The sequence below is a fragment of the Streptomyces sp. NPDC058534 genome (assembly GCF_042717365.1).
Classification (GTDB): Bacteria; Actinomycetota; Actinomycetes; order Streptomycetales; family Streptomycetaceae; genus Streptomyces.
The window spans coordinates 34,636-48,210 of record NZ_JBHXNW010000046.1; the positions used below are offsets into that span (position 1 = coordinate 34,636).

At 71.6% G+C, this 13,575-nt stretch carries 14 protein-coding genes; 5 read left to right on the top strand and 9 right to left on the bottom strand.

Annotated elements, in window-relative coordinates; all coding sequences use genetic code 11:
- Positions 1-140: 140 nt before the first annotated feature.
- Positions 141-1,475: a geranylgeranyl reductase family protein gene (locus ACFWR9_RS26025; RefSeq protein WP_383846257.1), complete on the bottom strand. Its 1,335-nt coding sequence runs from the start codon at positions 1,473-1,475 to the stop codon at positions 141-143.
- Between the two features lie 47 nt (positions 1,476-1,522).
- Between ACFWR9_RS26025 and ACFWR9_RS26030 the strand changes: the two genes are divergently transcribed.
- Both ACFWR9_RS26030 and ACFWR9_RS26035 read left to right on the top strand, forming a co-directional pair.
- Complete coding sequence (locus ACFWR9_RS26030; protein ID WP_383846259.1) at positions 1,523-2,038, top strand: GNAT family N-acetyltransferase; 516 nt, start codon at positions 1,523-1,525, stop codon at positions 2,036-2,038.
- A gap of 108 nt (positions 2,039-2,146) precedes the next feature.
- Positions 2,147-2,539, top strand: coding sequence for a PASTA domain-containing protein (locus ACFWR9_RS26035; RefSeq protein ID WP_383846261.1), 393 nt, complete (start codon positions 2,147-2,149; stop codon positions 2,537-2,539).
- Here the strand turns inward: ACFWR9_RS26035 and ACFWR9_RS26040 are convergent.
- The 5 genes from ACFWR9_RS26040 to ACFWR9_RS26060 form a co-directional block, all read right to left on the bottom strand.
- The gene (locus ACFWR9_RS26040) at positions 2,526-3,221 is read right to left on the bottom strand and encodes a demethylmenaquinone methyltransferase (protein ID WP_383846263.1); all 696 of its coding nucleotides are present in this window, start codon (positions 3,219-3,221) and stop codon (positions 2,526-2,528) included. The genes ACFWR9_RS26035 and ACFWR9_RS26040 overlap by 14 nt on opposite strands.
- Positions 3,222-3,251: 30 nt before the next feature.
- Positions 3,252-3,851 (bottom strand): hypothetical protein, encoded by a 600-nt coding sequence (locus ACFWR9_RS26045; RefSeq protein ID WP_383846264.1) that lies wholly within the window; start codon positions 3,849-3,851, stop codon positions 3,252-3,254.
- Positions 3,852-3,858: 7 nt separating this feature from the next.
- Entirely contained in the window at positions 3,859-5,058 is a 1,200-nt protein-coding gene (gene mqnC, locus ACFWR9_RS26050) for a cyclic dehypoxanthinyl futalosine synthase (protein ID WP_383846266.1), read from the bottom strand.
- 78 nt (positions 5,059-5,136) lie between these two features.
- Positions 5,137-5,874: a prepilin peptidase gene (locus tag ACFWR9_RS26055; protein WP_383846268.1), complete on the bottom strand. Its 738-nt coding sequence runs from the start codon at positions 5,872-5,874 to the stop codon at positions 5,137-5,139.
- 34 nt (positions 5,875-5,908) lie between these two features.
- A complete protein-coding gene (locus ACFWR9_RS26060) occupies positions 5,909-8,917 on the bottom strand; it encodes a BTAD domain-containing putative transcriptional regulator (RefSeq protein WP_383846270.1) in 3,009 nt (1,002 codons plus the stop codon).
- 280 nt (positions 8,918-9,197) lie between these two features.
- Between ACFWR9_RS26060 and ACFWR9_RS26065 the strand changes: the two genes are divergently transcribed.
- Together ACFWR9_RS26065 and ACFWR9_RS26070 are read left to right on the top strand one after the other, a co-directional pair.
- Positions 9,198-9,848, top strand: a complete 651-nt coding sequence (locus ACFWR9_RS26065; protein ID WP_383846272.1) for a hypothetical protein — start codon at positions 9,198-9,200, stop codon at positions 9,846-9,848.
- The gene (locus ACFWR9_RS26070; protein ID WP_383846274.1) at positions 9,845-10,894 is read left to right on the top strand and encodes a hypothetical protein; all 1,050 of its coding nucleotides are present in this window, start codon (positions 9,845-9,847) and stop codon (positions 10,892-10,894) included. The genes ACFWR9_RS26065 and ACFWR9_RS26070 overlap by 4 nt, the downstream gene beginning before the upstream one ends.
- On the opposite strand, the gene ACFWR9_RS26075 is transcribed toward ACFWR9_RS26070, so the two are convergent.
- The 3 genes from ACFWR9_RS26075 to ACFWR9_RS26085 are packed head-to-tail and all read right to left on the bottom strand — an operon-like array spanning position 10,884 to position 12,502.
- Positions 10,884-11,129 carry a hypothetical protein gene (locus tag ACFWR9_RS26075; RefSeq protein ID WP_383846276.1) on the bottom strand — a complete coding sequence of 82 codons (246 nt, stop codon included), beginning with the start codon at positions 11,127-11,129 and terminating at the stop codon, positions 10,884-10,886. The genes ACFWR9_RS26070 and ACFWR9_RS26075 overlap by 11 nt on opposite strands.
- Positions 11,129-12,043, bottom strand: a complete 915-nt coding sequence (locus tag ACFWR9_RS26080) for a hypothetical protein (RefSeq protein WP_383846278.1) — start codon at positions 12,041-12,043, stop codon at positions 11,129-11,131. Before ACFWR9_RS26080 ends, ACFWR9_RS26075 begins: the two co-directional genes overlap by 1 nt.
- 33 nt (positions 12,044-12,076) lie before the next feature.
- Positions 12,077-12,502 (bottom strand): ATP-binding protein, encoded by a 426-nt coding sequence (locus ACFWR9_RS26085; protein ID WP_383846280.1) that lies wholly within the window; start codon positions 12,500-12,502, stop codon positions 12,077-12,079.
- A gap of 214 nt (positions 12,503-12,716) precedes the next feature.
- Here ACFWR9_RS26085 and ACFWR9_RS26090 point away from each other — a divergent pair, with 214 nt between their 5' ends.
- The gene (locus ACFWR9_RS26090) at positions 12,717-13,568 is read left to right on the top strand and encodes a helix-turn-helix domain-containing protein (RefSeq protein WP_383846282.1); all 852 of its coding nucleotides are present in this window, start codon (positions 12,717-12,719) and stop codon (positions 13,566-13,568) included.
- Positions 13,569-13,575 lie beyond the last annotated feature (7 nt).

A 13,575-nucleotide genomic window follows, 5' to 3' on the forward strand; every position in this document is an offset into this window, starting at 1 on the left:
CGCGGGGGGCGCCGCGCGGGGGCGGGGCCGGGGGGGGGGGCGGGGGGGGGGGGGGGCGCGGGGGGGGCGGGGGGGGGGCCCCGGGGCCCCCCCCCCCCCCCCCCAACGCTCGCGCCCTCGACGAGGGGCCCGAGGGCTGATCACGCCTTGGGCGCGACCTTGCTCAGTCCGTTGATGATGCGGTCCATCGCGTCGCCGCCCGTCGGGTCCGTCAGGTTGGCGAGCATCTTGAGGGTGAACTTCATCAGGATGGGGTGGGTGAGGCCGCGCTGGGCCGCGATCTGCATGACCTTCGGGTTCCCGATGAGCTTCACGAAGGCGCGGCCCAGCGTGTAGTAGCCGCCGTAGGTGTCCTTCAGGACGCGCGGGTAGCGCTGGAGGGCGATCTCCCGCTGGGCCGGCGTGGCCCGCGCGTGTGCCTGGACGATGACGTCGGCGGCGATCTGGCCGGACTCCATGGCGTAGGCGATGCCCTCGCCGTTGAAGGGGTTCACCAGGCCGCCGGCGTCGCCGACCAGGAGCAGGCCCTTGGTGTAGTGGGGCTGGCGGTTGAAGGCCATGGGCAGGGCGGCGCCGCGGATCGGGCCGGTCATGTTGTCCGGGGTGTAGCCCCAGTCCTCGGGCATGGACGCGCACCAGGCCTTGAGGATCTCGCGCCAGTCGAGGTCCTTGAAGGCGGCGGAGGTGTTCAGCACGCCCAGGCCGACGTTGGAGGTGCCGTCGCCCATGCCGAAGATCCAGCCGTAGCCGGGAAGCAGGCGGTCCTGGGGGCCGCGGCGGTCCCACAGTTCCAGCCAGGACTCCAGGTAGTCGTCGTCGTGGCGGGGCGAGGTGAAGTAGGTGCGGACCGCGACGCCCATGGGGCGGTCCTCGCGGCGGTGCAGGCCCATCGCCAGGGACAGCCGCGTGGAGTTGCCGTCGGCGGCCACGACCAGCGGCGCGTGGAAGGTGACCTCGCGCTTGTCCTCGCCCAGCTTGGCGTGCACGCCGGTGATGCGGCCGGTGCGGTCGTCGACGACGGGGGCGCCGACGTTGCAGCGCTCGTACAGGCGGGCGCCGGCCTTCTGGGCCTGCCGGGCGAGCTGGTCGTCGAAGTCGTCGCGCTTGCGGACGAGTCCGTAGTCCGGGAAGGAGGCCAGATCCGGCCAGTCCAGCTGGAGGCGGGAGCCGCCGCCGATGATGCGCAGGCCCTTGTTGCGCAGCCAGCCGGCCTCCTCGGAGATGTCGATGCCCATGGCGACGAGCTGCTTGACCGCGCGCGGGGTCAGCCCGTCGCCGCAGACCTTCTCCCGGGGGAAGGCGGTCTTCTCCAGCAGGAGGACGTCGAGCCCTGCCTTGGCCAGGTGGTACGCGGTCGTGGAGCCGGCTGGCCCCGCGCCCACGACGATCACATCGGCGGAGTTGTCGGAGAGGGGCTCGGTCACGGCGGGATCTCCCCAGAGTTCGAAATCTGCGTGCCGACGGGCACTGGACATGGGCAGTCTATTCAGCGTCACCGATCACCCGGCTGAAGGGCTGCCCAGTGAACCGAGCTGTGCCCGTTGTACGGTTGCGCGTCCCCACCGACGAGGACGCCGTCGCCTGGCACCGGATCTTCGCCGACCCGGACGTCATGGAGTTCCACGGCGGCCGGGCGGCGGAACGGTCCGTCTACGAGGAGCTGACCGCACGCCAGCGCCGGCACGACGCCGAGCACGGCTTCTGCCTGTGGTCCATGGTGGACGAGTCCGGGCAGGTCATCGGCTTCACCGGCGCCCAGCCGTGGCCGGGCGACTGGGGTCCCAAGGGCGAGATCGAGATCGGCTGGCGGCTCGGGCGGGCGCACTGGGGCAAGGGGTACGTCACGGCGGCGGCCCGGCAGACGCTGGAGCGGGTGCGCGGGGCGGGCGTGGCGGAGGTGGTCGCGATGGTCAACGCGCGCAACGCCCGGTCCATCGCGGTCACGGAGCGGCTGGGCATGCGGCTCGCCGAGGTCTTCACCATCCCCGGCTCCGACAAGCAGGGCCACTGCTACCGCCTCCCCCTCCACGGAGCGTGACGCAGTGGATCGTGACGCAATGTAATCGAGTGTCACAGAAAGCCACTTGGCGCTTCCGGGCGGTGTGCGGCGGAGCTACGCTGCCGGGTACCGCTGGGGGTGACGTCCGTGCGCCTGGTATCCGAGAAACCCGATGTCCACGTACCGCGCCTGGTCGGCCTGATGGCCGTGGACGCGCGGGAGACGGCACGCGCGCGGGGCCTGTCCCTGTACGCGTCGGACCGGCCCGATGTGCGGCTCGCCGTCGTCGACCACGTCGTACGCCAGTTTCCGCAGCCCGGGGCGCGGGTGCCGCGGGAGTCGACGGTGTACGTGTGGTTCGACTTCGGGGAGGGCGAGGGCGGTGGGCGCATCCGCGAGCCGCGGGTGCCGGCGCCGCCGCGGGGCGGACTCCGGCGGGAGCTGGCCGAGCCGGGGGAGCCCGGTGGCGAGCCGGGCGAGCCGGGCGGGACACCGCCCGGCGGGGCGCCGCCCTACTGCGCGGTCCTCAGCTCGCCTTGAAGCCCCGGTGCAGGGCCACCACGCCGCCCGTCAGGTTCCGCCACGCCACCTTCGACCAGCCCGCCTCGCCCAGCCGCCGGGCGAGCGCCGGCTGGTCGGGCCAGGCGCGGATCGACTCGGCGAGGTAGACGTACGCGTCGGGGTTGGACGACACCGCGCGGGCGACGGGCGGCAGGGCGCGCATCAGGTACTCGGTGTAGACGGTCCGGAACGGCGTCCAGGTCGGGTGCGAGAACTCGCAGATGACGACCCGGCCGCCGGGCCGCGTCACCCGGTACAGCTCGCGCAGCGCCGCGTCCGTGTCCTGTACGTTGCGCAGCCCGAAGGAGATGGTGACGGCATCGAAGGCGTCGTCGGCGAACGGCAGCCGCGTCGCGTCGCCCGCGGTGAACGGCAGCCACGAGTGCCGCTCCTTGCCCACCTGGAGCATGCCGAGGGAGAAGTCGCAGGGGACGACGTACGCGCCGGTGCGGGCGAAGGGCAGCGAGGAGGTCGCCGTACCGGCCGCGAGGTCCAGGACCCGCTGCGCGGGGCGGGCGTCGACGGCGTCGGCGACCTCCTTGCGCCACGCCCGGTCCTGGCCGAGCGACAGCACGGCGTTCGTCAGGTCGTACCGTCGCGCGACGTGGTCGAACATCGAGGCGACTTCGTGCGGCTGCTTGTTCAGGCTGGCTCGGGTCACGGGGCCATTGTGGCAGGCGGCCCCCGTCGGCTACGCGCGCCGGTACACCAGACGGCCGCCCACGACGGTGGCCACGCACGTCGACGCGCCCTCCCGCACGAGCGCGGCCCGGTCGGGCACGTCGAACACCGCGAACCGCGCGGGTTTCCCGGCGCCGAGGCCCGGCAGCAGCACGAGGGGCACCGGGGAGAACGCCGCGGGCCCGGGCAGCGTGGCCGGACGCCCCGCCAGGGCGAGTCCCGCCCTGCGCACCGCGTCCAGGGCCGCGCGGCCGCGCAGTTCACCGGCGACCGCGACCGTGCCGTGCGCCAGCATGCGCTGCACCCCGCGGCGTGCGCTGGCGCCCCGCGCGGACGGGCCGCCGCCGAGGAGGGCCCGCGCGCGCTCGCCGAACAGCGGCTCGGTGCCGAGCCGGTCCGCCTCGCGCGGGTCGGGGTGGTACGCCTGCTCCAGCAGCTCCGGGCCGTACGGGTTGAGCAGTCCGGGCGTCAGGATGCCGGGCCACCGCCGCAGCCGCGCCCCCGGGTGGGCGGCGGCCAGCTCCTCGTACGGGCCGACGGCGGCGATGTGCGCGCCGTCGACCAGGACGGCCGCCTCGGGCGAGGCCTCGGCGACGTGAATCGTCAACACGGTGACCTCAGTTGGGGGCGAGCAGCTTCAGTTCCGGGTGGGCGGTGCCGCCCTCGATGGCCGTGGACGAGAAGTGGGACACCACGCGCTCGTCGACGGGGTCGTCGGCCGGATCGTCGTGCACGACCAGGTGCTCGTAGGTCGTGGCGCGCTGCGCGGGGACGCGTCCGGCCTTGCGGATCAGGTCGATGATCTCCAGCCGGTTGGAGCGGTGCTTGGCGCCGGCCGACGACACCACGTTCTCCTCCAGCATGATCGACCCGAGGTCGTCGGCGCCGTAGTGCAGCGAGAGCTGGCCGACCTCCTTGCCGGTGGTCAGCCAGGAGCCCTGGATGTGGGCGACGTTGTCCATGAACAGGCGGGCGATGGCGATCATCCGCAGGTACTCGAAGAGCGTGGCCTGGGTGCGGCCCTTCAGGTGGTTGTTCTCGGGCTGGTAGGTGTACGGGATGAAGGCGCGGAAGCCGCCGGTGCGGTCCTGCACGTCCCGGATCATGCGCAGGTGCTCGATGCGCTCGGCGTTGGTCTCGCCGGTGCCCATCAGCATCGTGGACGTCGACTCCACGCCGAGGCCGTGCGCGATCTCCATGATCTCCAGCCAGCGCTCGCCGGACTCCTTGAGCGGCGCGATGGCCTTGCGGGGGCGCGCGGGCAGCAGTTCGGCACCGGCACCGGCGAAGGAGTCGAGGCCGGCCGTGTGGATGCGCTGGATCGCCTCCTCCACGGAGACCTTCGAGATCCGCGCCATGTGCTCGACCTCGCTCGCCCCCAGGCTGTGGATGACGAGCTGCGGGAACTCCGCCTTGATGGCCGCGAAGTGCTTCTCGTAGTACTCCACGCCGTAGTCCGGGTGGTGACCGCCCTGGAACATGATCTGCGTGCCGCCCAGCTCGACGGTCTCCGCGCAGCGGCGCAGGATGTCGTCGAGGTCGCGGCTCCAGCCCTTCTTGGTGTCCTTGGGGGCCGCGTAGAAGGCGCAGAACTTGCACGCGGTGACGCACACGTTCGTGTAGTTGATGTTGCGCTCGATGATGTACGTGGCGATGTGCTCGGTACCGGCGTACCTGCGCCTGCGTACGGCGTCGGCGGCGGCGCCCAGCGCGTGCAGCGGGGCGTCGCGGTAGAGGTCGAGCGCCTCTTCGGGGGTGATCCGCCCACCGGCGGCGGCGCGGTCGAGGATGGGCTGAAGGTCGGCCTTCTCGGTCACCGGCGTCCCTTTCGCAAGGTTCGTAAGGGTTGTGGACGGACGCGACCAGCGTACGCCAGGGCTTTCGGGAGTCGGTGCTCAGGCCGCGTAGGCCCCGGCCAGGACGCCGAGGAACGCGCCCGCGATCAGGAACGGCCCGAACGGGATGGCCGTCTTGCGGCCCGCGCGGCGTGCGACGAGGAGGGCGCCGCCGTAGAACGCGCCGAGCAGGAACCCGGCGAAGGTGCCCAGCATCAGCGTGGGCCAGTCGTACCAGCCGAGGACGGCACCGGCGGTGAGGGCCAGCTTCACGTCGCCGAAGCCCATGCCGGCCGGGTTGATGAGGAACAGCACGAGGTAGCCGGCGCCGAGGGCGAGGGCGCCCAGCAGGGCGGTCGTCCACTCCCCGGCGTGCTCGGGCACGAGCGCGGTGAGGCCCAGGAGGGCGAGGGCGGCGCCGGCGAGCGGCAGGGTGAGGGGGTCGGGCAGCCGCCGTACCCTCAGGTCGACGACGGCCAGCAGCACGCCGGGCGGCGCGAGCAGCAGCCAGACGGCCAGCTCGGGCCGGGTGCCGGTGGCGGCGGCGAGGGCGGCGCAGACGAGGGCGGTGACGAGGGCGAGGGACGCGGCGCGGTGGCCGTAGGACGGCTCGTCGGCCGGGCACTGCCCGCACCGGGCCCGCCCCAGCCAGCCGGGCACCGGATGCTCCTGGGGACACCGCTCGCGCCACGTCTCCCCCGACGGGGCGGAGAAGCGGTAGGCGGCCCGGGGCAGCAGCGCGCCCGTCGCCGCGCCCCAGAGCGCGGCGACGAGGACGACCAGGAGGTCGAGGTCCATACCGATGTCCATCCGGACCATGCCGACCGCCGGGTCAGCCCGCTGCCGCGACGCCGTCGCGCCAGGTCGGCAGCAGTTCGTCGAGCAGTGCCTCGGTGCGCGGCGGCAGACCGCGTGCCCCGCTGCGGCCGATGAGGTCGGCGGCGAGGGCGCGCAGGCGGTCGGCGTCCTCGGTGGTGTGCGTGGCGCGCAGCAGCTCGTGGTACAGGCGCTCGTCGGCCGGGGCGGTGCGCAGCGCGGCGTTCAGCGCCTCGATGGCCTTCTCCGCGCGGCTGCGCTCCAGGTGGAACTCGGAGAGCGCAAGGCCGGTGTCCGCGACCAGCAGCGGGAGCTGGGCGTCGATGATCTCGTGGGTGAGCCAGCGGTAACGGCCCTCGGGCCGGTCGGCGAGCAGCGGCCCGCGCACCAGCACCAGCGCGTCGGTGAGCAGCCGGCCGCGCACCTGGCGGCTGTCGACGCCGCGGCCCTGCGTGGCCTCGTAGTAGAGGGAGCGCAGTACGTCGAGGTCGGAGACGACGGACTTGGCGAGGGTGAGCCGCCCGGTGGCGTCGGTGCCGAGCCTCGGCGTGCCGTCGGGGTCGGTGCCCAGCCAGGCCCGCAGCCGATCGAGGAGCGCGTCGCGCACGTCCTCCGTCACCCCGCGCGGCCACAGCGCGGAGGCCAGCACGCGCGGGTGGACGCCCTCGCGGTGCAGCAGGAGCAGCGCCAGCGCCTCGTGCAGCTGGGCGCTGCGGTCGCCGTCGGGGGCGTCCAGGCCGATGATCTCGTACGACCCGACGAGGCGCGCGTAGACCGCGGGCCGCCCCTGCTCGCTGATGTCGACGAGGAACGGCGGGGTGTTGGCCGGTCCGCCGGCCCCGCGCTCGGGGTCGGCGTCGGTGAACAGCTCGACCACGGCCCGCTGCTGCGCGGCCGGCAGCAACTGGGCCTCCAGCTCCAGGCCGAGGAGCGGCGCGAGCAGCCTGCCCTCGCCGGTGATCTCCATCTCCCAGGCGGCGCCGGGCAGGTCGGTGCCCTCGGTGCCGACGAGGTAGCCGATGCCGAGGCGGCCGGCGTCGGCGGCGAGTTCGGCGAGCCGCAGGGCGTCCTCGTCGGACGGCTGCGCGGCGAGCAGCACGAGGTGCGGCGCCCAACGCGTGTGCTGGGCGGGCCCGGTGCGGCCGGTGAGCACGGAGTCGTGCCCGGCGGCGCCGAGTGCGCCGCGTCGCTGCCGGGTCTCGGCGGACATGGTCTCGAAGAGGTCCTCGAAGCCGTCGAGGTGCCGTATCCGGTTGGGCGCGAGCGGGGTGAGATCGGCGCCGAACCCGACCAGCGTGATGGTCATACGGTCCGACCACCCGTTGGTGGCCAGCTCGGCGGCGACCGACGCGAACACGGCGGCCCGGTCCTCCTCGGCGCCGCTCAGCGAGACGAGGCCGGGCACGGCCTCCAGGTTGAGCAGCAGCCGGGAGTCGTCCATGGTGCCGAGGCTGACGAGACCGGGGTAGGGGGCCGCCGTCTCGGCGTCCTCGTACCGCTCGGCGTCGGCGCGGGCCAGCATCCAGAAGGTCTGGTCCTGCCCGACCTGCCAGGGCGTCGGCGGCTTCCCGGCCGGCTGGGCGAGTTGCAGGTGGAGGTCGCCGTTGCCGCCCATCCAGGCCGCGTACACGACGGGCAACGGCCGCGACTCGGCGGCGAGTGCGGCGGCGAGCCCGCGCAGCGACCGGTCCAGCAGGCGTACGCCCTCGGGGTCGGCGCCCACGAGCAGCGCGTCCTGCACGTCCTGGGCGTCGCCGGTCGGGGTGGGCGGCTCCATGCCGCGCCGTCCGCCGACGGCACCGAGCGCCGAGTGCCACAGCGCCTGCCGGCGCCGGCGGCCGAGGGCACCGAGCAGACCGGCGGCGAGCAGCGGGGCGGCGAGCAGGGTCTCGGGGAGCCCGAAGGAGCGCCCGGACTCCTCGGCGGCGGGGGTGGCGTGCTGGCCACCGGTGGCGGGGCCGGGCGCCGGGGTCGCGGGGGTGACGGGCGTCGCGGGGGCCGGCGCGGGCCGCTGCTCGGGAAGGGAGACCTGCGCGTCCCCGCTCCCCTGTCCTCCGCCGCTCCCCTGCGCGTGGTCGCCGGTCTGGGCGTAGTCGCTGATTTGCTGCTGCACCTGCTCGGAGACGTTCGGCGCCTCGTCGGGCATCTCGACCAGTTCGCCGCCGCGGGCGTCGCCGGGCATCTCCATGATCCAGCCGGGCCGGATGAGGGACGCCTCGGACAGCTTGGACCCGTCGGGCTGCACGCGGTCCTTGTTCAGCTCGAAGATCTCCTTGTACCGGCGTCCGTCGCCGAGGTGCCGGTCGGCGACCTCCCAGAGGGAGTCGTGGTGACGCCCCTCGGGCGGCTGGATCCGGTAGTACTTCGTGTCGCCGTTCGCGACCGATGCCCCGCCGTCGGCACGGGCCGCGGCCTGGCCCGCCTGTCCGGCCTGCTCGGCGAGGGCGTTCGCGGTGTTTGCGGCCTGCTCCTGCTGCTGGGCGAAGAGTCCCGGCGTCTGCTGGGCGGCGGCGACGGCCGGCCTCTGGTTGCCCTCCAGGCTCTGGCCGAGCTGCGACAACCCTGGCGTGAGGCTCGCCGCGGTGGCGCCGACGAGCAGCAGGGCGGCGACGAGCTGCCGAGCCAGCAGCTGGCTGGGCCCGGATCCCGGCACCCGCCCCGGCACCCCTACGCCGGACAGCGCGGCCTTGACCTCGACGAGCACGCAGGCGGTGAACTGGGCCCAGGCGAGCCAGACGATGACGGTGAGGATGCGCAGGAAGGTCTGCACGGTGATCTCGCGCTGGAGCCAGTCGAGGCCGGGCGCCCCGTTGGGCAGCGGCCAGCCGACCGTCATGGCCAGCGCGAGCGGCACTCCGGCGACCAGCGCCAGCAGCACGACGAACGCGAGAAACGCCTTGACGAAGTCCCCGAACGACCGCCGCCGCACCCGCACCGGCTGAGGCGTGCGGTTCCTCGGCGTCGCCGGGGCAGCCGAGGGAGCCGTCGAGCTGCTGGAGGAGCTTGAGGTGCGGCGTCGCGGCATGGGCGGAGTCCTGGGTCGTGGTCGTGGGCGGCGAAGCCCGTTGGGGCGTTTGGTATGAGGGGTGTGCTGAGCCTACAGAGATCTTATGGACTGGCGCTGACAGCATCGAAGGCCCTGTGGAAGAGGAAGGGACAACTTCCGCCCCCTTCGCGCCTTTTGCCCGCTTCCACCGCGCAGGCCTTCACACCCCCCACACAATCCACCGAAACCGGTCAGACCCCCTGCACGGCCCACTGATAGCTTCGTTCCCTGTCGCAACGCCTTACCCAGGGGGAACACCGTGGCCCGCAGAGCCTTCACCATGACCACCGCCGCCTTCACCGCGACGGCAGCCCTGCTCCTGACCGCGTGCGGCGGGGGCGACGAGTCCTCGCCGGAGGACATCAAGGGGGCGGGGGGCGGGAGCCCTTCGGCTTCGGAGCCGGCGTCCTCGTCGACGCCGCCCGGCGTCAACCGTCCGGTGGTCAAGCTGCCCAGCAGCTTCCAGCTGACCTTCGAGGGCTGGACGAGCAGTGACGCGCGGCAGCAGGCCGTACTCGACGACGCCAAGGAAGAACTCCGGGCCGGATACGCCGCGATCATCGCCAACGACCCGGACAGCGAAGCCGTCTCCTTCTACGACACCGATTCCGGCCGCGCGCAGAGCAAGAAGTGGATCAAGTCGTACACGGACAAGAACGTGACGGTCATCGGCAAGCTCCCGGTCTTCGACCCCGAGGTGACCCTGCTCGACGACGGCACCACGGCGTCACTCGGCTACTGCACCGATGAGAGCGAAGCGCGCACCAAGCACCGGAAGACCGGCAAGGTCGAAGGAAACCCCCCGGACATGGATCCCGAGGTCTACTACCTGGTCACGCTGCGAAAGAGCAGCCAGGGGGTATGGCAGAACTCGTCCATCCGCTCGGAGAGGGGGAAGTGCGCGAAGTGAGGGCTCGACACAAGGCACTGCCCGTGCTCGCCTCGTCAGTGGCCACGGCACTCTGCTGCACCGCTCCTGCCCACGCCTTCGGCGGCTCCGACACGAGGGGCGAGGCCGAGGGCAAGGAACTGACGGCCTCGGCCCAGCACACCAGCATCAAGATCACGCAGGTGAGCGGCCCCACCGGCGGCAAGCGGGGAAACCTGAGCTCGACCGACGTCAACTGGGAGCCCCCGCCGTGCTGGTACGAGCCGGTGTTCACTCCCGAGCAGTTGAAGGACTTCGCGGAGAACGACGGCGGCGGCGACGTCAGCATCCGCCAGGGGTGGTTCGGCTCCAAGCTGTGGACCGACCACTTCAAGGACGGCAAGGACGCGCCCAACTACTTCGGCACCCCGTCGTCCGCGAAGGGCTACAAGGACTACAACCTCGGCGAGAAGGGCTACTTCTGGCGCGGCGTCGCCCCGAGCCTGTCCGCGCTCGACGACACGTCCCTGTGCAACCGGCTGATGTTCTGGCAGGACGCCGGCCAGATCCCCGATGTGCCGAACGCCCCGACGCCGCGGACCCTGGCGGAGTACGCCTACGACAAGGTCGAGGTCCCCGCCACGGAGATCGAGGCGAAGCCGGCCGCCAAGTCCACCGTCAACCTGCCGACCTGGGTCTGGCTGGACAAGGGCACCTTCAAGGAGGTCAAGGTCCGCGCCGAGCTGCCCAACACAGGCTTGTGGGCGGAAACGACCGCCAAGCCGGTCGCCCTCCACCTGGAGCCCGGCACGGACGACGCCGAGACCTTCCCCGCCTCCGGCGACTGCGAGATCAACGCCGACGGCTCCATCGGTACGCCGTACACGAAGGGCAAGTCCGACGAGACCCCGCCCTGCGGCATCCGCTACCTCCGCGCCTCGAACGGCGAGCCGTACCAGCTCAAGGCGTCGATCACCTGGGAAATCTCCTGGCAGGGCACCGGCGGCGCCACGGGCGACCTGCCGAACGGCACCTTCGAGACGACGCAGGACATGAACGTCCAGGAGATCCAGTCCATCAACCGCTGAACAGGTCCTCGGCCCGCTCCACGGTCAGCGCGCGCCGCGCCCAGACTTCGAGCTGGTCGAGGTCCCAGCAGTCGCGCACGCGCTCCCGAAGAGCGAAGCACACCGGAATGTCCCGCCATTCGAGAATCCGGAGCACCATCAGGGCACGCTCCTCGATCCGGCCCTCCACCCGCCCTTCCTCGCGCACCTGCAGAGCCACGGGGTTGTCGAAGAAGTATCGGATCTCCCTGGGCATCAGCCACGCCCTTCCGTGAACAGATCTTCCGCGCGCGTGACCTGAACCGCCCGCTGGGACCAGATCTTGAGCTGCGTGAGGTCGGTGCAGGCGAGCACCCGCTCCCGCACGGCATCGGACACCGGAATGCCCCGCCACTCCAGAATCTCCAGTGTGATCTCGGAACGAACCTCGGCCCGTCCTTCCTCACGACCCTCCACGCGGCCCTCCACGCGGCCTTCCTCACGAACCTTCTCGGCCACCGGGTTGTTGAAGAAGTAGCGGATCTCCGACATCAGGTCCCTCCAGAGGTCCTTGGCCCGGGGATCACCCAGGCACGATTCGATGAACTGTCCGAACACCGCGGCACTATCGCCGTCGACGGTCCGCAGAGCGAAAGCCAACGGTTCCAGTATGGCGGCGGCCTGTGCGCCTCGCCCGTGTGTCATGGCCGACAGCACAGCAAGCGGAACGTCCCTCTCGGCCTCCCGCCCATTCGCGATCACCGGTACGTTGTCCGGACCGATCACCAGCGGTCGCACCGTCAGCGAATCCCAGCCGGGCAGCCCCCGCCGGATGGGCTGCGCCGCCCAGCGTGCCGTCGCGCTGCTCTGGGTGATCACCACGAGCACCGGCTCACAGCGGTACTTCTCGTACAAATACGCGAGGTAGTACGGCCAGCTTCCGCGCTTCTTCTCGTCCTTCTTCCCTTGCGCCTCGACGACGAGGAGGTACGCCCCTTCGTCCGTCTCCACCCGCATCAGCGTGTCCACCCGCCGTTCGACGGGCTCGATCTCCGTGACGTCGGCGTTCAGGACCGCAAAGTCACGCGGTTCCGGGAACGGAACGCACAGCACCTTCTGAAACGCCCGCGTCAGCAGCGCGGGGTCCTTCTGAAAGACCCAGTGCAGCGCCTCGTGCGACGAGCTGACCATCAGCTCTCCCTCCTGTACGACGTGATCAACGAGCTACGCCGCGACAAGGTCACCCCACACGTACTTACCCCGGTTCCCGTCCCTGGTCAGCGGCTGCCACCCCCACAGGTCCGCACACGCCCGCACGAGCGCGAGGCCGCGCCCCTCCTCCGCCTCCGTGAGCGCGTCCAGGTTCCCGGGCGGCTCCGGCGGTTGCGGGTCGGCGTCCCACGCCCCGACCCGCAGTACGCCGGCCGCCCACCGCACCCGCAGCGCGGCGGGCCCTTTGGTGTGTCGTACGGCGTTGGAGACCAACTCGGCCGCGAGCAGCTCTGCGGTGTCCACGAGGCGGATCAGGCCGTGCATGGTGAGGATCAGGCGGAGGGTGCGGCGGCAGACGGTGACCGCGCGCGGGTCGTTCGGGATGTAGAGGGTGTACTCCCAGGGGGCCGTCGAGTCGATGGGATCGGTCTCGGGCATGCGTGAACTCCGTTCGGTAGAGGTGGGTTGGCCGGTGGCATCGCCACAGCGGTCATGACTATGACGGCGCGGTGCACTTCCGACCCGACAACCGCACATTGTGTGCGTCGCGTCACTGACGGTAGAGCAAAAATTTTTGTCCGCGCAAGCCGTTGCTCTAATCTGACCCCGTAAGCGGTACAGGATCAGGTGAGTTGAGGCCCGGAGGAAGCACGTGGCACCAAGGAGCCGACCAACGGCGCGGCAGGTGCGTCTGGGCACGGAACTGCGCAGGTTGCGAGGGGCCGCCGGGCTGAAGGCACGCGAGGTGGCTGGGCTGCTCAGCTCGACTTCGGCGCAGATGAGTCAGGTTGAGGCAGGGTTCGCGGGGGTCAGCGAGGAGCGTGTGCGCCGACTGGCCGCTCACTACGCCTGCGCCGACGAAGTGCTGGTCGATGCCCTGGTGGCAATGGCCACCGACCGCGTCCCGGGTTGGTGGGAAGAGTTCCAAGGAATCCTTCCGCCAGTATTCCTGGACGTCGCCGAGCTGGAACATCACGCCACGTTCCTGCACGAAGTCGTGATTACGCACGTACCGGGACTACTTCAGACCCCCGACTACGCACGCGCGGTCTTCGGCTACATGGTGCCGGAGTTGCCGGACAGCGAGCTGGCACCACGGGTGGAACACCGCCTGAGACGTCGCGCTGTCATCGAGCGTGATCCTCCGGTTGTCTACGAGACCGTCGTCCACGAGGCCGCCCTCCGCATCCGTGTGGGCGACCGAGGCGTAACGCGGGCCCAGCTCCGCAGACTCCTGGACGAATCGGAGAGGGAACACGTCACGGTGCGGGTCGTCCCGTTCGACACCGACCATTTCGCCGGCGCCGGCGCCGCCATGATGCACGTGGGCGGGCCCCTCCCTCAGCTGGACACGGTGCTCCGCGACTCTCCGAGTGGCACGGCCTTCCTGGACGCTCAGTCCCAACTGGAGCGCTTCCGAACCCTGTTTCGTAAGGTGGAGAAGGCATCGCTCGATCCCGGCCGAACCCGGGATCTCATCCACCACTTGACGAAGGAACTGTGAGGCACGA

What these genes read in the sequence shown, in the direction of transcription:
- ACFWR9_RS26075 (WP_383846276.1), bottom strand. Translation starts at nt 11,129, where the DNA reads ATGCCCAGGGAGATCCGATACTTCTTCGACAACCCCGTGGCTCTGCAG.
- ACFWR9_RS26080 (WP_383846278.1), bottom strand. Translation starts at nt 12,043, where the DNA reads ATGGTCAGCTCGTCGCACGAGGCGCTGCACTGGGTCTTTCAGAAGGAC.
- ACFWR9_RS26060 (WP_383846270.1), bottom strand. Translation starts at nt 8,917, where the DNA reads ATGCCGCGACGCCGCACCTCAAGCTCCTCCAGCAGCTCGACGGCTCCC.
- ACFWR9_RS26085 (WP_383846280.1), bottom strand. Translation starts at nt 12,502, where the DNA reads ATGCCCGAGACCGATCCCATCGACTCGACGGCCCCCTGGGAGTACACC.
- ACFWR9_RS26025 (WP_383846257.1), bottom strand. Translation starts at nt 1,475, where the DNA reads ATGTCCAGTGCCCGTCGGCACGCAGATTTCGAACTCTGGGGAGATCCC.
- ACFWR9_RS26055 (WP_383846268.1), bottom strand. Translation starts at nt 5,874, where the DNA reads ATGGACCTCGACCTCCTGGTCGTCCTCGTCGCCGCGCTCTGGGGCGCG.